Annotated in this window: 12 protein-coding genes; 4 read left to right on the forward strand and 8 right to left on the reverse strand. The window is 71.6% G+C overall.

What is annotated here, in order from left to right:
* Window positions 1–19: 19 nt before the first annotated feature.
* On the forward strand, window positions 20–1,249 hold the full coding sequence (gene dhbC / locus ACWGDB_RS07490; RefSeq protein WP_453821544.1) for an isochorismate synthase DhbC: 1,230 nt from the start codon (window positions 20–22) through the stop codon (window positions 1,247–1,249).
* A 57-nt stretch (window positions 1,250–1,306) separates the two neighbouring features.
* Here the strand turns inward: dhbC and ACWGDB_RS07495 are convergent, their stop codons facing one another.
* Genes ACWGDB_RS07495 through ACWGDB_RS07505 form a run of 3 tightly spaced genes read right to left on the reverse strand, consistent with a single transcriptional unit; the run spans window position 1,307 to window position 4,892 of the window.
* Entirely contained in the window at window positions 1,307–2,458 is a 1,152-nt protein-coding gene (locus tag ACWGDB_RS07495; RefSeq protein ID WP_453821545.1) for a bifunctional 2-methylcitrate synthase/citrate synthase, read from the reverse strand.
* 20 nt (window positions 2,459–2,478) lie between these two features.
* Entirely contained in the window at window positions 2,479–3,384 is a 906-nt protein-coding gene (prpB, locus tag ACWGDB_RS07500) for a methylisocitrate lyase (protein ID WP_453821546.1), read from the reverse strand.
* On the reverse strand, window positions 3,384–4,892 hold the full coding sequence (locus tag ACWGDB_RS07505; protein WP_453821547.1) for an MmgE/PrpD family protein: 1,509 nt from the start codon (window positions 4,890–4,892) through the stop codon (window positions 3,384–3,386). Before ACWGDB_RS07505 ends, prpB begins: the two co-directional genes overlap by 1 nt.
* Before the next feature lie 224 nt (window positions 4,893–5,116).
* Here ACWGDB_RS07505 and ACWGDB_RS07510 point away from each other — a divergent pair, with 224 nt between their 5' ends.
* From ACWGDB_RS07510 to ACWGDB_RS07520, 3 genes are all read left to right on the forward strand, one after another.
* Window positions 5,117–6,562 (forward strand): short-chain fatty acyl-CoA regulator family protein, encoded by a 1,446-nt coding sequence (locus ACWGDB_RS07510; protein ID WP_453821548.1) that lies wholly within the window; start codon window positions 5,117–5,119, stop codon window positions 6,560–6,562.
* 249 nt (window positions 6,563–6,811) lie between these two features.
* Window positions 6,812–7,513: a hypothetical protein gene (locus tag ACWGDB_RS07515; protein ID WP_453821549.1), complete on the forward strand. Its 702-nt coding sequence runs from the start codon at window positions 6,812–6,814 to the stop codon at window positions 7,511–7,513.
* A gap of 229 nt (window positions 7,514–7,742) precedes the next feature.
* The gene (locus tag ACWGDB_RS07520; protein ID WP_453821550.1) at window positions 7,743–9,332 is read left to right on the forward strand and encodes a PepSY-associated TM helix domain-containing protein; all 1,590 of its coding nucleotides are present in this window, start codon (window positions 7,743–7,745) and stop codon (window positions 9,330–9,332) included.
* Between the two features lie 85 nt (window positions 9,333–9,417).
* On the opposite strand, the gene ACWGDB_RS07525 is transcribed toward ACWGDB_RS07520, so the two are convergent.
* From ACWGDB_RS07525 to ACWGDB_RS07545, 5 genes are read right to left on the reverse strand one after another with little or no spacing between them, the layout of a single operon-like run.
* Window positions 9,418–10,209 (reverse strand): enoyl-CoA hydratase, encoded by a 792-nt coding sequence (locus ACWGDB_RS07525; RefSeq protein ID WP_453821551.1) that lies wholly within the window; start codon window positions 10,207–10,209, stop codon window positions 9,418–9,420.
* The gene (gene mmsB / locus ACWGDB_RS07530) at window positions 10,206–11,102 is read right to left on the reverse strand and encodes a 3-hydroxyisobutyrate dehydrogenase (protein WP_453821552.1); all 897 of its coding nucleotides are present in this window, start codon (window positions 11,100–11,102) and stop codon (window positions 10,206–10,208) included. The genes ACWGDB_RS07525 and mmsB overlap by 4 nt, the downstream gene beginning before the upstream one ends.
* Window positions 11,099–12,178, reverse strand: coding sequence for an enoyl-CoA hydratase/isomerase family protein (locus tag ACWGDB_RS07535; protein WP_453821553.1), 1,080 nt, complete (start codon window positions 12,176–12,178; stop codon window positions 11,099–11,101). The genes mmsB and ACWGDB_RS07535 overlap by 4 nt, the downstream gene beginning before the upstream one ends.
* Window positions 12,175–13,323 carry an acyl-CoA dehydrogenase family protein gene (locus ACWGDB_RS07540; protein ID WP_453821554.1) on the reverse strand — a complete coding sequence of 383 codons (1,149 nt, stop codon included), beginning with the start codon at window positions 13,321–13,323 and terminating at the stop codon, window positions 12,175–12,177. The genes ACWGDB_RS07535 and ACWGDB_RS07540 overlap by 4 nt, the downstream gene beginning before the upstream one ends.
* 5 nt (window positions 13,324–13,328) lie before the next feature.
* Window positions 13,329–14,852, reverse strand: coding sequence for a CoA-acylating methylmalonate-semialdehyde dehydrogenase (locus ACWGDB_RS07545; RefSeq protein ID WP_453821555.1), 1,524 nt, complete (start codon window positions 14,850–14,852; stop codon window positions 13,329–13,331).
* Between the last annotated feature and the right edge of the window lie 13 nt (window positions 14,853–14,865).

The raw sequence follows: 14,865 nt of genomic DNA on the forward strand, positions 1-14,865 counted from the left end.
AACCCTCAAGGAGATTCCCGTGCCGACGGTCAGTCAGGCAGACGCTCACCCGGCAACGCCCGAAACATCCCTCACGCCGAATGTCCGGGTGCCGTTCCCGGTCGGCGCCGCGACGGTCCTCCTGGACGCATTCCGCCCGGGTGACCGCTTCCTCGCCACCCCGACCCGCACCCTGCTCGCGCACGGTGTCCTGGCGGAGGTGCCGCACGGCCCCGAGCCGGTCGCCGAGCGGGTCACGGCCACCCTGCGCCGGGCACGGTCCGGCAGCCATGCCGCACCCCTGGTGGTCGGGGCGATTCCCTTCGACCACTCCGCTCCGGCGGCGCTGGTCGTCCCCGAGACGACCCGCAGCGGGCCCGCGCTCGCCGCGGACCCGCTGGTCGCCCTGCCCGCCGACCGGCCGCCCGTGCCCGACACCTGGACCGTGCGGCCAGAACCGGCACCCGAGGTGTACGGCAAGAGCGTCGCGTCAGCGGTGGACCGCATGTGGAACGGCGAGTTCAGCAAGGTGGTGCTGGCCCGCACCCTGGAGGTGACCGGGACCGGCGCGCTGAACATACCGGGCATGCTCCAGCGCCTGGCGCGTACGGACCCCACGGGCTACACCTTCGCGCTGCCCACCGCCCCGGGGCGAACTCTGCTCGGCGCGAGTCCGGAGCTGCTGGTCTCGCGGCGAGGTGACCGGCTGGTGTCCAACCCGCTGGCCGGCTCCATCCCGCGCAGCGACGACCTCGCCGAGGACGTCCGGCGTGCCGCCGCTCTGCTGGAGTCGGCGAAGGACCTGCACGAGCACGCGGTCGTCGTCGACGCCGTGCACCAGGCGCTCGCGCCCTACTGCACCACGATCGACGTACCGACACGACCCTCGCTGATCCGCACGGCCACCATGTGGCATCTGTCGACGACGGTCACGGGAACCCTCGCCTCCCCCGACGTCTCGGCCCTTGAGGTGGCCTGCGCTTTGCATCCCACCCCCGCGGTCTGCGGCACCCCGACCGACGTGGCCCGTCGTGTGATCCGCGAGTCCGAGCCCTTCGACCGCGGCTTCTACACCGGCATGGTCGGCTGGGGTGACACGGAGGGCAACGGCGAGTGGGTGATCACGCTGCGCTGCGCCGAGGCCGAGGAGCGGAGCCTGCGGCTGTACGCGGGTGCGGGAGTGGTCGCGGCGTCCGAGCCCGAGGCCGAGACCGCGGAGACGGCGGCCAAGTTCCGTACGTTCCTGAACGCCGTGGGGGCCGACGTGTGAGGGCGTCCCGCCGCCCCGTCAACTGTCCTTGCCGCAAAGGGAGTTGTGAACTCCGACTCATGACTCGCTGTGCCGGCCGGCAGCCGGTACCACCCGTTGATCCGGTCCCGCGTACGACGCGAGGGGCCGGATCAGCGCGTTGTGGGCGAGTTGCTCGGTGATGTGGGCGGTCCAGCCGGTGATGCGGCTCATCACGAAGATCGGCGTGAACACAGGGATGTCGAAGCCCATCAGGTGGTAGGCGAGCCCGGCCGGGTAGTCCAGGTTGGGGTGGATGCCCTTGCGGGTGAGCATGGCGTGGCGCAGGGCCGCGTGCAGGGTGGCGAGGCGGGTGACCTCCGGGTCGGCCGCGCGGGCGACCAGGCGGTCCAGGGCGTCCTGCATGATCGGCACCCGGGAGTCGCCGTGCTTGTAGACACGGTGACCGAAGCCCATGATCTTCCGCTTGGTGGCGAGTGCCTCGTCCAGCCACTGTTCGGAGCGCTGCGGGTCGTCGATCTCGTTCAGCATGTGCATCACCGCCTCGTTGGCGCCGCCGTGCAGGGGGCCCTTGAGTGCGCCGATCGCCGCCGTGACCGCGCTGTAGAGGTCGGAGAGGGTCGAGGTGACCACGCGGGCGGTGAACGTCGAGGCGTTGAAGCTGTGTTCGGCGTACAGCACGAGGGAGATCTCGAAGCAGCGGACCACGTCCGGGTCGGGCACGCTGCCGAAGCACATGTGGAAGAAGTTCTCGGCGTAACCGAGTTCGGGGTTCGGCGGGATCGGCGCGAGGCCGCGGCGGCGGCGTTGGTCGGCGGCGACCACCGTGGGCAGTTTGGCCAGCAGGGTCAGGGATTTGGCGCGGTTGGCGGCCAGGCTGCCGTCGTCCTCGGTGGGGTCCTCGGCGCCGAAGAAGCTGACGGCGGTGCGCAGGACGTCCATGGGGTGGCAGGTCTCGGGCAGGCGGGCCAGCAGTTCGGAGGTGGTGCGGTCCAGGGGACGCAGGGCTCGTTCGCGGGCCTGGAAGTCGCGGAGCTGGCCGGCGTCGGGGAGCTCACCGTGCCAGAGCAGGTGGGCGACCTCCTCGAAGGAGCGGTGGGCGGCCAGGTCCTGGACCGGGTAGCCGCGGTAGGTCAGGGAGTTGGTCTCCTGGATGACGGTGGAGATCTGGGTGGTGTCGACGAAGACCCCGGCGAGGCCGCGGTGGATCTCGGGTGTGGTGATGGACATGGGGTGCCTGCCTTCTCGGGTCAGGTGCCGGGCGGGAGGGTGAAGTCGAAGACGGCCGAGTCGAAGGCCGTGTAGTCGCGGTAGCCGAGGAGCTCGTAGAGGCGGGAGCGGGACTGCATGCGCGGCAGCAGCGACTCCTGGGTGCCCTCGGCGGCGAGTGTGCGCAGGCCGTCCTCGACGGCGCCCATGGCCAGGCGCAGCAGGGTGACCGGGTAGAGGGCGATGTCGTAGCCCAGGTTCTGAAGGGTGCGCGCGTCCAGCAGGCGGCTCTTGCCGAACTCGGTCATGTTGGCGAGCAGGGGGACGTCGACCGCGTCGCGGAACGCCTCGAACTCGGCCTCGTCGGCGAGGGCTTCGGGGAAGATCGCGTCCGCGCCGGCGTCGACGTACGCCTTCGCCCGGTCGATCGCCGCGGTGAGCCCCTCGACCGCCCGGGCGTCGGTGCGCGCCATGAGCAGGAAGTCCGGGTCACGGCGGGCGTCCACGGCCGCCCGGACCCGACGGACCATCTCTTCGCGCGGCACCACCGACTTGCCGTCGAGGTGGCCGCACCGCTTGGGGTTGACCTGATCCTCCAGGTGCAGTCCGGCCAGGCCGGCGTCCTCCATCAACTGGACCGTGCGGGCGGCGTTCATGGGCTCGCCGAAACCGGTGTCGGCGTCGATGAGGACAGGTAGGTCGGTGACCCGGGTGGTCGCCTGAGCTCGGGCCGCGATCTCGGTCGACGTGGTCAGCCCGATGTCGGGCAGACCCAGATCCGCGGCCAGGACGGCGCCCGAGAGGTAGGCGGCCTCGAAGCCGGTGTCCTGAACGAGGCGGGCGGACAGCGGATTCAGGACGCCGGGCATCATCAGCAGGCGCCCGGTGGCCAGCCGCTCGCGCAGGGCACGGCGGCGATCGGAAGGGGTGGTGCGGGTGTGCAGCATCAGAACAGGCCCTTCGGCAGGCTCCCGTCGTACGCCGCGACGGCGTCCGTGTCGACGGCCGGGAACAGTCCGTCCAGACCGGGAGCGGTCAGCTCGGCCAGACGCTCGACGGCAGCGAGGAAACGGTCCTGGCCGTCCGGGGTGACGATGCCCTCGGCGAGCGTACGGAACTTGCCCACGTAGGCGGCGCGATCGAAGGGCCGGGCTCCGGCCGGGTGGGCATCGGCAACGGCCAGCTCGTCCTCGATCACCGAGCCGTCGTCCAGGGTGATCACGGCCCGGCCGCCGAAGGCCCGGCGCTGCGGGTCGGGATCGTGGTAGCGGCGGGTCCACCCCGGGTCCTCCACCGTGGTGATCTTCCGCCACAGCTCGACGGTTTCCGGGCGACGGGCCCGCTCGGGGGCGTAGGAGCGCTCGTGGTGCCAGATGCCGTCCTCAAGGGCGACGCCGAAGATGTACGGCACCGAGTGGTCGAGGGTCTCGCGGCTGGCGGTGGGGTCGTACTTCTGCGGATCGTTCGCACCGGAACCGATCACGTGGTGGGTGTGGTGGCTGGTGTGCAGGACCACCGAACGCACCCGCTCCAGTGGACCGGCCTTGTCCCGCAGCCGCCGTGCCAGGTCGATGATCGCCTGCGCCTGGTACTCGGCGGAGTGTTCCTTGGTGTAGGTGTCGAGGATGGCGCGGCGCGGTTCGCCGGGCGCGGGAAGCCCGACGGTGTAGTCGGCGTCGGGGCCGTCGAGCATCCAGGCGAGGAAGCCGTCCTCGCCCTCGTAGACCGGGGACGGCGAGGTCTCGCCGCGCATCGCCCGGTCGACGGCCTCGATGGCCGCCTTGCCTGCGAACGCGGGTGCGTACGCCTTCCAGCTGGAGATCTCGCCCTTGCGTGACTGGCGGGTGGCGGTGGTGGTGTGCACGGCCTGCTGCACCGCCTGGTACACCGTCTCGGTCGGCAGGCGCAGCATCGAGCCCAGTCCGCAGGCGGTGGCCGCGCTGAGGTGGGCCACGTGGTCGATGCGGTGCGCGTGCAGACAGATGCCCTTGACCAGGGCGACATGGATCTCGTAGGCGGCGACGGTCCCGCGCAGCAGGTCGGCGCCGGTGCGGCCGGTGTGCTGGGCGACGGCGAGCAGGGGCGGGATGTTGTCGCCCGGGTGGGAGTAGTCGGCGGCCAGATAGGTGTCGTGGAAGTCCAGCTCGCGCACCGCGGTGCCGTTGGCCCAGGCGGCCCACTCCGGGGAGACCCGGGTACGGGTGCCGAAGACTGCCGCGCCGGGTGCGCTGCCGCCGTGGGCGGTTGCCTGGGCGCGGGCGACGGCGACCGGGCGGCGCAGCAGGGACGCGACGGCGACCGAGGCGTTGTCGATGACACGGTTGACCGCCATGGCGGAGCTGTCGGGGTCCGGTTCTTCGGTGGCGGTGGCGACGGCCGCAAGCTTCCAGGCGAGCTGCTCCTCGCGTGGGAGCCGGTCGGCGCTGGGGTGGACTCGGACATGGTGCTCGATCACGGGACTCCTCGCGGATGCCGGGCGGTCAGGCTGATGTGATCGAGCCTGCCCCGCGGGAGCACCCCGGACCACTGGTCCAATCTGCGGAATCCGTACAGCGCGGAGCTGCGAATCTGCGAAGTTTGCAAATTCTGCGGATGTTATGTTCGCAAGTATGGGAACGCTGTCCGGCTGCTTCGGCGGGAGGCGACAAGACCGGGCAGCACGCGACCAGGAGGTGCGCGATGGTCCGCCACAGAGCCGACCGCAAGATCTACGCCCATGCCAAGCTGCGCCGCCTGCGCCGCGAGCACGGCATGAACCAGGTCGAGATGGCGCGTGCCCTCGGCATCTCCACGAGCTACGCCAACCAGATCGAGCAGAGCCAGCGTCCGTTGACGGCCCCGGTGCTGCTGCGGATCGCGGAGGTCTTCGGCGTCGACACGGAGTTCTTCTCCGAGGCCGAGGAGGACCGGCTCGCCGCCGGTCTTCGGACGGCGCTCGCCGACGAGGCGTGCGGAGTGCCGCTGCCCGCGGCCGAGGACATAACCGAGGCCGCCCGCGACCATCCCGAGCTGGCCCGCGCCTTGGTGGCGCTGCACCGCCGCTACCGGGACACCGCCGAGCAGGCCGCCGCCCTCGGCTCACCGAACCAGGACGGCAGCCCGCTGTTGCCGCCCGGTGAATCGCACGACGAGGTGCGGGACTTCTTCTACGCCCACCACAATCACTTCGAGCCGCTCGACGCCGAGGCCGAACGGGCGGCGGAGGCGATGGAGCTGCGGCCAGGTCGCGCCGCCGACCCGCTCGCCGCGCGGCTGGCCGACCGACACGGCGTCAGGGTGGTGCAGACGACTCCGGGCCGCTCCGGTGATGCCCGCCGCTACGACCCCGACACCGGGCTGCTGTTCCTGTCGCCCTGGCTCAGCGACGGTCAGCGCGCCTTCCAGCTGGCCACCCAGCTGGCGCTGCTGGAACACGGCCCGCTGCTCGACCAGCTCGCCTGCAGCGCCACGGAACTCACCTCACCCGAATCGACGGCACTGGCCCGCATCGGCCTCGCGAACTACTTCGCCGGTGCCGTGCTGATGCCGTACTCCTCCTTCCACACCACGGCCGAGGAGGTGCGCTACGACATCGAGTTGCTGTCGGCCCGCTTCGGCGTCGGCTTCGAGACCGTCTGCCACCGGCTGAGCACCCTCCAGCGCACCGGGCACCGCGGGGTGCCCTTCTCCTTCCTGCGGGTCGACCGGGCCGGCAACATCTCCAAGCGGCAGTCGGCGACCGACTTCCACTTCTCCCGGCTCGGCGGCACCTGCCCGCTGTGGACGGTGTACGAGGCGTTCTCGGCGCCCGGCCGGATCCTCACGCAGGTCGCCGAGATGCCGGACGGCAAGCGGTACTTCTGGATCGCGCGGACCGTCACCCGCGGCGGCTTCGGCCACCACGCCCCACGCGCCGAGTTCGCGGTCGCACTCGGCTGCGAACTGCGCCACGCCCACCGGCTCGTCTACGCCGAGGGCATCGCCCTGGACGATCCCCGAGCCGCGACACCCATCGGCCTGGGCTGCCGGATCTGCGAACGCCGCGACTGCGCCCAGCGGGCCCGCCCCCCGGCCGGCGGACGGCTGGCCATCGACCCCGACCGGCGCACCTACGTGCCGTATCCGGTGGAGACCCGCGGTCGGTGACGGAGATCCGCGGCCCGGCGGCCGGCTGCCGGGCCACTGGTGCCGCCGATTCCAGCCACGGTAAGCTCTGCCGGCCCTAGCCGCTCGCACCTACTGCCCCAGGGTGAGCTCTTGCCGTGGGGACTCAGACCGTCAGCCGTTCCGGTCCTTGCCGAAATCGCTTCGTGGCTGAGATTGAACGGTGACAGGTCCGCGCACGTAGTCAGTGCGCGAGAGGCATGAGCCGCCCGACGAGCGCTAGGAGGAGCGATGGCCGACCGTGGCCTGCTCCGCGCTGTGCGGGTGGCGGCGTTCAGCCTGGTGTGCGTACTGCTGGCGGCCACCGGACACGGCATGGCCGGCGGGCATCAACCGCCCCTCGCCCTGCTCATGCTCGGCGGCACGGCTGTCGCCGTCACGGCAGGACGTCTCGCCGGCCGCGAGCGCACCCTCGGCGAGATCGCGGGCGCGGTCACCGTCACCCAGGGCGCGCTGCACCTGCTGTTCGCGTTCGCCGGCTCCGGTCAAGCCCGGGTCACACCCTCCGCGCACCAAGGACGGCTGGGCGAACCGGCGTCGCATATGGGACACATGCCGCATGCGGGGTATGGCGGATCCGAGGTCGTGACGGGGGCCGCCGAGGCAGGGTCCGAGCCGGTCGGCATGGCCATGGCCGCCACCCATCTCAGCCCCCTCATGCTGCTCGCGCACCTGATCGCCGGACTCGGTGCCGCCTGGTGGCTGCGCCAGGGGGAGGCCCTGGTGTGGCGGCTGTGCCGCCTGCTGGGCGCACCCGTGTCGTCGGTACTGCAAGCCCTGGTCCTGCTGGGCCGGTGGTCTCGGTACCGGGCGGAGCTCTCGCACCCTCTCGTCCCGCCGGGTTTCCGGGCGGAGCGCGAGGCGTCGTGCCGTGGCCGGGTACTGAAGCACACGCTGGCCCGGCGCGGGCCGCCCGTTCTGTTCACCCGCTGATCCGGCCGAAGTCGAGGGTGCTCAAGCAGCACCCGTCAGGCCGGTGTTCTCAGCCGCCCGTGTCCCGGGATCACCCGGCCGCACGCGGCGGCAGTCACGCGTACGCGGCATTCCGCGCTGCCCCGCTGATTGCGGCACCGCGGCTGCGCGGCGCGTGCCCTTCCGGCAGTGAACAGCACCCCGGCCCCCTGTGTGCGGGCCGGCAGGACTTCAGGAGCTGAGCTCGCTCATGAGCACCACATCCGACGCCTCTCCCGACGGGACCCCACCCGCCGGCTCCCCGGACGAGACGCCGACGTCGGTTCCCTCCGACAAGACCGCGTCCCTCGCGCTCGACCCCGATGCCGCGGACGCCTCGCGGGCCCCGGCCGACGGAGAGACGTCCGCCGGGGCCGGACCGGCCGCCCCCGCGAAGAACGGCGCCGGCGCGGAGCGTCGTACCCGTTCCGGCTGGTTGCTTCTGCTGACCCGGCTGCATTTCTACGCCGGCATCCTGGTCGCCCCCTTCCTGCTGGTCGCGGCTCTGACCGGGCTGGCGTACACGGCCGTGCCGCAGCTCGACCAGTTCGTCTACAGCGAGCAGTTGCGGGTGGAGAAGGTGGGTGACACGGCCAAGCCGCTGACCGAACAGATAGCGGCGGCCCGTGCGGCCCACCCCGAGGGCAGCATCATGTCCGTCGTCCCACCGGACGCTGCGGACCACACCACCAAAGTCGTGCTGTCGGTTCCCGAACTCGCCGAGCAGGACAAGCAGCGCACCGTCTACGTCGACCCGTACACAGGCGAAGTCCGCGGCGCCCTCACGACCTGGTGGGGCTCGACCCCCCTGGCCACCTGGCTGGACGACCTGCACCGCCATCTTCACCTCGGTGAGACGGGGCGGCTGTACTCCGAACTCGCCGCGAGCTGGCTGTGGGTGCTGGTCCTGGGCGGTCTCCTGCTGTGGTTCGGACGCCGCCGCACCTATTCGGGCGGATCGAAGCGCAACACCCTGCTGCCCGAACGTGGAGCACGGGGCGTGCGCCGCAGCCGCAGTCTGCACGCGATCACCGGCGTGTGGATCTCGGTCGGCCTGCTCGTCCTCAGCGCCACCGGCCTGACCTGGTCGGCCCACGCGGGCGAGCGCTTCACCGAACTGCGGACATCGCTGAGCGCGTATCCGCCGGAGTTGGACACCTCGGCGTCCGCCACGGAGGGCTCCTCGGGACACGACCACTCAGGTGGGGGCGCCGCGGCAAGTGGTCTGCCCAAGGGACTCACCGTCGACCGGATCCTCGAGAAGGCCCGTGCCGCCGGACTCGACGGTCCCGTCGAGATCAGCACGCCCGCCGACGACAAGAGCACCTGGACGGTCGCCCAGACCGACGGTCTGTGGCCCGTCCACCTGGACCAGGCGGCCATCGACCCGCACAGCGGCGACGTCACCGCGCGAGTCGAGTGGGCGCACCACCCGGTCCTCGCCAAACTCAGCACCCTCGGGGTGCGCGCCCACATGGGCACCCTGTTCGGCCTGGCCAACCAGATCGTCCTCGCGGTCATCGCCCTCGGCCTGTCCGTGGGCATCGTGCTCGGCTACCGCATGTGGTGGCAGCGCCGGCCCACTCGTGGGGACCGCCGTGCTCTGGCGGGCCGCGCGCCCGCTCGGGGAACGTGGCGGCATCTGCCCTGGCCCGCCCTGGCCGTGGCGGTCCCGCTGACCGCCGCCGTCGGCTGGGCGTTCCCGCTACTGGGCTGGTCCCTGCTGGCCTTCCTGGTCCTCGACGGCCTGCTCTCGCTGATCCACAAGCGGCGCACCGCAGGCGAGGCGGCACGGGCCTGACCCACGTAGGGGGCCCTCGGCCGTCCGGCTCCGTGCGGCCCACGTCTGAACGCAGGCGTGGGCCGCACGGCCGTGACGCGGTGGATCAGCGGTGACGGAACTCCGGCGGTCGCTTGTCGACGAAGGCGCCCATGCCCTCCTTCTGGTCTGCGGTGGCGAACACCGCGTGGAACAGCCGGCGTTCGAAGCGGACGCCTTCGGCGAGCGTGGTCTCGAAGGCCCTGCCGACGGCCTCCTTGGCCATCATCGCCACCGGCAGTGACATGCCCGCGACGGTCTCGGCGACGGCGAGCGCCTCGCCGAGCAGCTCGTCCGCGGGCACGATGCGCGAGACGAGGCCGGCACGTTCGGCCTCGGCCGCGTCCATGGTGCGGCCGGTCAGGCACAGCTCCATGGCCTTGGCCTTGCCGACCGCCCGGGTCAGACGCTGGGAACCGCCGATCCCCGGGATCACTCCGAGTTTGATCTCGGGCTGGCCGAAGACCGCGGTGTCGGCGGCCAGCAGGATGTCGCACAGCATGGCGAGCTCGCAGCCGCCGCCGAGCGCGTATCCGGAGACGGCGGCGACCGTCGGGGTGCGCAGCTGCCCCAGCCGGTCCCAGGCCGCGAACCAGTCGGCGAGGTACATGTCCATGTACTCGTTGGGCCGCATCTCCTTGATGTCGGCGCCGGCCGCGAACGCCCTCTCCGAGCCGGTGATCACGATGCAGCCACAGCCCGGATCCCGGTCGAGGGCCTCGGTCGCCGCCACGACCTCCTCCATCACCTGGAGGTCGAGCGCGTTCAGGGCCTTCGGGCGGTCCAGGGTGAGCAGGGCGGTGCGGCCCTTGCGTTCGACGCGGATCGTGTCGTAGGTGCTCTCGATGTCGTTGCTCATGCCTCGTCCCCGCTCCGGTCCCTGATCGTTCGTACGATGCCGGAGAAGTCCTCCGCGTCACCGACGCGCTCGGCGTAGGCGGTGTACAACTCAGCCGCGCGCAGGCCGAGTTCTGCATCGACGCCGCCGGCGCGCAGTGCGTTGGCGGCCAGGCCAAGGTCCTTGGCCATCAGGGACGCGGTGAACCCCGGCCGGTACTCACGGTTGGCGGGGCTCGTCGGAACCGGCCCGGGAACGGGGCAGTTGACGCTGAGGGCCCAGCACTGGCCCGACGCCGTGGAAGCCACGTCGTACAGGGCCTGGTGGGACAGGCCGAGGCTCTCGCCGAGGACGAACGCCTCACTGACGGCGATCATCGAGACGCCGAGGATCATGTTGTTGCAGATCTTGGCGGCCTGCCCGGCACCCGGACCGCCGCAGTGCACGGCCTTCTTGCCCATGGCCTCCAGCAGGGGGAGCGCCTCGGCGAACTCCGGCTCTCCCCCACCGGCCATGAAGGTCAAGGTCGCGGCCTCGGCGCCCACCACCCCGCCGGAAACGGGTGCGTCCAGGGCGCGCATCCCGGCGGCGACCGCGCGGTCGTGGGCGGTGCGGGCGTCGGCGACGTCGATCGTGGAGCAGTCGACGAAGAGGGTGCCCGGGCGGGCGCCGGTCAGGATGTCGTCGTACAGGGCCAGGACGTGGCGGCCGGCGGGCAGCATGCTGATGACCACGTCGGCGCCGGCGACGGCCTCGGTCGCGGAAGCGGCGGGTTCCACTCCTGCTCCGGCGGCGGTCTCCATCGCCGCGGGGACGAGGTCGTGGCCGAGCACCCGGTGGCCGGCCTGGGTCAGGTTGGCGGCCATCGGGCCGCCCATGTGCCCGAGTCCGATGAACGCGACGGTCATGCTCACCAGGCCACCTCCTCGGTGGTGTCGGATCCGGCGGCGAGTCCGAGCTCGCGCTCGCCGAGGGACGTGAAGAAGCGTTCGACGTCCGCGTCGGTGACCTCCACGATCGTCGCCGGCGACCAACGCGGGTCGCGGTCCTTGTCGACGACCTGGGCGCGGATGCCCTCCACCAGGTCCGGGGCGGTCAAGGCCGCGCACGAGACGCGGTACTCCTGGTCGAGGACCCGCTCCAGCGGGCCGAGCCGGCGGGCACGGCGCAGGGCGGCCAGGGTGACCTTGAGGGCGGTCGGGGACTTGGCGAGCAGGGTTTCGGCGGTCTCCTTGGCGGCCGGGTCGCCGTGGGCGAGGAGCCGCTGGACGATGTCCTCGACGGTGTCGGCCGAGAAGCAGGCGTCGATCCACTCTCGCCGGCCGGCCAGGTCTCCCGGGGGCGCCTGCCGTACGTGACGGGCGAGGGCTTCGGGTACGGGCTGCTCGGCGAGGTCGTCGACGAAGCCCTGGAGTGCGGCGGACGGCACATAGTGGTCGGCGAGTCCGCACAGCAGGGCGTCCGCCGCGCCGATCCGGGCGCCCGTCAGGGCGAGATGGGTGCCGAGTTCTCCGGGCGCGAGGGCGAGCAGGTAGGTGCCGCCTACGTCCGGGACGAAGCCGATCCCGGTTTCCGGCATGGCGACCTTGGACCGCTCGGTGACGACCCGGAAGGCGCCGTGTGCGGAGACTCCGACGCCGCCGCCCATCACGATGCCGTCCATGACGGCGACGTACGGCTTGGGGTAGCGGGCGATCCGGGCGTTGAGGTGGTACTCGTCGCGCCAGAACGCTGCCGTGGCGGAGCCGTCACCGTCTCGGGCGTCGTCGTGGATGGCACGGATGTCGCCGCCCGCGCACAGTCCGCGCTCCCCCGCGCCGGCGATGACGACGGTCTCGACGGCCGGGTCGTGCTGCCATTCCGTGAGCGCCTGGTCGATGCGTCGGACCATGGCGTGGGTGAGGGCGTTGAGGGCCTTCGGCCGGTTGAGGGTGATGTGGGCGGCACGGCCCTTCGTGTGGAGCAGGACGGCGTCCTCGGTGCCGGTCATCCGAACGCCTCCGTCAGGCCGCGGGCCACGATGACACGCATGATCTCGTTGGTTCCTTCCAGGATCTGGTGGACCCGCAGGTCGCGGACGATCTTCTCGACGCCGTACTCGCTCAGGTAGCCGTAGCCGCCGTGCAGTTGGAGCGCCCCGTCGGCGACGGAGTACCCGGTGTCGGTGGCGAAGCGCTTGGCCATGGCGCACAGGTACGGCGCCTGCGGGTCCCCGTGATCCAGGGCCTGGGCGGCCTGTTGTACGAGGGCGCGGGCGGCGGCGAGTTCGGTCGCCATGTCGGCGAGGCGGAAGCGCAGGGCCTGCGCGTCTAGGAGGCGCGCTCCGAACGCCTCCCGGTCGGCGAGGTGGGACAGGCTGCGGTCGAGTGCGCTGCGGGCACCGCCCAGGGAGCAGGCGGCGATGCCGAGCCGGCCGCCGTTGAGGCCGTTCATCGCGATCCGGAAGCCGTGGCCCTCGGCGCCGAGCAGCCGGTCGGCGGGCAGACGTACCTCGTCGAGGATCACCTGACGGGTGGGCTGGGCGTTCCAGCCCATCTTGCGTTCGTTCGGCCCGAAGGAGAGACCGGCGTCGTCCTTGTCGACGACGAACGCGGAGACGCCGTCAGCGCCTTCGCCTCCGGTACGGGCCATCACGAGGTAGAGCTGGGAGACGCCCGCGCCGGAGATGAACTGCTTCACCCCCGTGAGCACCCAGTGATCGCCGTCGCGAACCGCACGCGTGGTGAGGGCGGCGGCGTCCGAGCCCGCTCCGGGTTCCGTGAGGCAGTAGCTGCCCAGGTCTTCCATGGCGCACAAGCGGGGCAGCCAGCGCTCGCGTTGCGCGGCGTCGCCGTAGTGGTCGATCATCCAGCCGACCATGTTGTGGATGGACAGGTAACCGGCGATGGAGGGGCAGCCGGCGGCCAGGGTCTCGAAGACGAGCACGCCGTCGGCGCGGGTGAGGCCGGAGCCGCCCGACTCCTCGCGGACGTAGACGCCGCCGAGGCCGAGCCCGGCGGCCTTGCGGAGCACGTCGACGGGGAAGTGCTTGTCACGGTCCCAGTCGAGGGCGTGCGGGGCGAGGTGGTCCTGGGCGAAGTCGAGGGTGGTCTCGACGAGGGCCTGCTGGTCCTCGGTGAGCAAGGTGCTGGTCATGTCGCTCAGCCCATCGTGGGGATCGTGAAGCTCGCGCCTTCCCTCAGGCCTGCGGGCCAGCGCGAGGTGACCGTCTTCGTGCGGGTGTAGAAGCGGATGGCGTCCGGGCCGTGCTGGTTGAGGTCGCCGAAGCCGGAGCGCTTCCAGCCACCGAAGGTGTGGTAGGCGACGGGAACCGGGATGGGCACGTTGACGCCGACCATGCCGGTGTTCACGCGCCGGGTGAAGTCGCGGGCCGTGTCGCCGTCCCGGGTGAAGATCGCGACGCCGTTGCCGTAGAGGTGCTCGCTGGGCAGGCGCAGGGCCTCCTCGTAGTCGGCGGCGCGGACGACGGACAGGACCGGCCCGAAGATCTCCTCCTGGTAGATGCGCATCGCGGGGGTGACCCGGTCGAAGAGGGAGGCACCGGCGAAGAAGCCGTTCTCGTGACCGGGAAGGACGAAGTTCCTTCCATCGACGACCAGTTCAGCGCCCTCCTCGACGCCGAGGTCGACGTAGGAGCGCACCCGGTCGAGCGCGTCCTGCCCGACAAGGGGCCCGAAGTCGGCCTCGGGGTCGTCGCTGCGGCCGATCCGCAGGCTGCCGATGCGCTCCTTGAGGCGGGCGACCAGCGCATCGGCGGTGTCCTCACCGACCGGCACGGCGACCGAGATCGCCATGCAGCGCTCACCCGCCGAGCCGTATCCGGCGCCGATGAGGGCGTCCACGGCCTGGTCGAGATCGGCGTCCGGCATGACGATCATGTGGTTCTTGGCACCGCCGAAGCACTGGGCGCGCTTGCCGTGGGCGGCTGCGGTGGCGTAGACGTGCGCGGCGATCGGCGTGGAGCCGACGAAGCCGAGGGCGGCGACACGGGGGTCTTCGAGCAGGGTGCCGACTGTCTCCCGGGCGCCGTTGACGACGTTGAGGACGCCGGGCGGCAGACCGGCCTCCAGGAACAACTCGGCCAGTCGCAGCGGGACGGACGGGGCGCGCTCCGACGGCTTGAGGATGAAGCCGTTTCCGCATGCCAGCGCCGGGGCGGCCTTCCACAGCGGGATCATCGCGGGGAAGTTGAACGGGGTGATGCCCGCGACCACGCCGAGAGGTGCGCGCAGGGAGTGGACGTCGATGCCGGTGCCGGCGTTGTCGGTGAACTCGCCCTTGAGGAGGTGCGGGATGCCGGCGGCGAACTCGACCACCTCCAGCCCGCGCTGGAGGTCACCGTGGGCGTCGGCGATGGTCTTGCCGTGCTCGGACGACAGCAGCCGGGCCAGCGCGTCCTTCTCCTGTTCGACGAGGTGGAGGAACCGGAGGAACACGCGGGCGCGGCGCTGCGGGTTCCACTCCCCCCACGCCTGTTGCGCCTGCGCCGCGTCGGCGATCGCCGCCTCGGTCTCGGCACGGGTGGCGAGGGGCACGTGGGCCTGGATCTCGCCGGTGTTGGGGTCGTACACATCGCCGAACGTCCCCGAGGTTCCCGGGGTGTGCTTGCCGCCGATGAAGTGGGTCAACTCACGCACGGGGGCGTGGTCTTGTACGCGGACCATGGGTGCCTGCTCT

It is taken from the genome of Streptomyces sp. NPDC055013 (genome assembly GCF_053608645.1).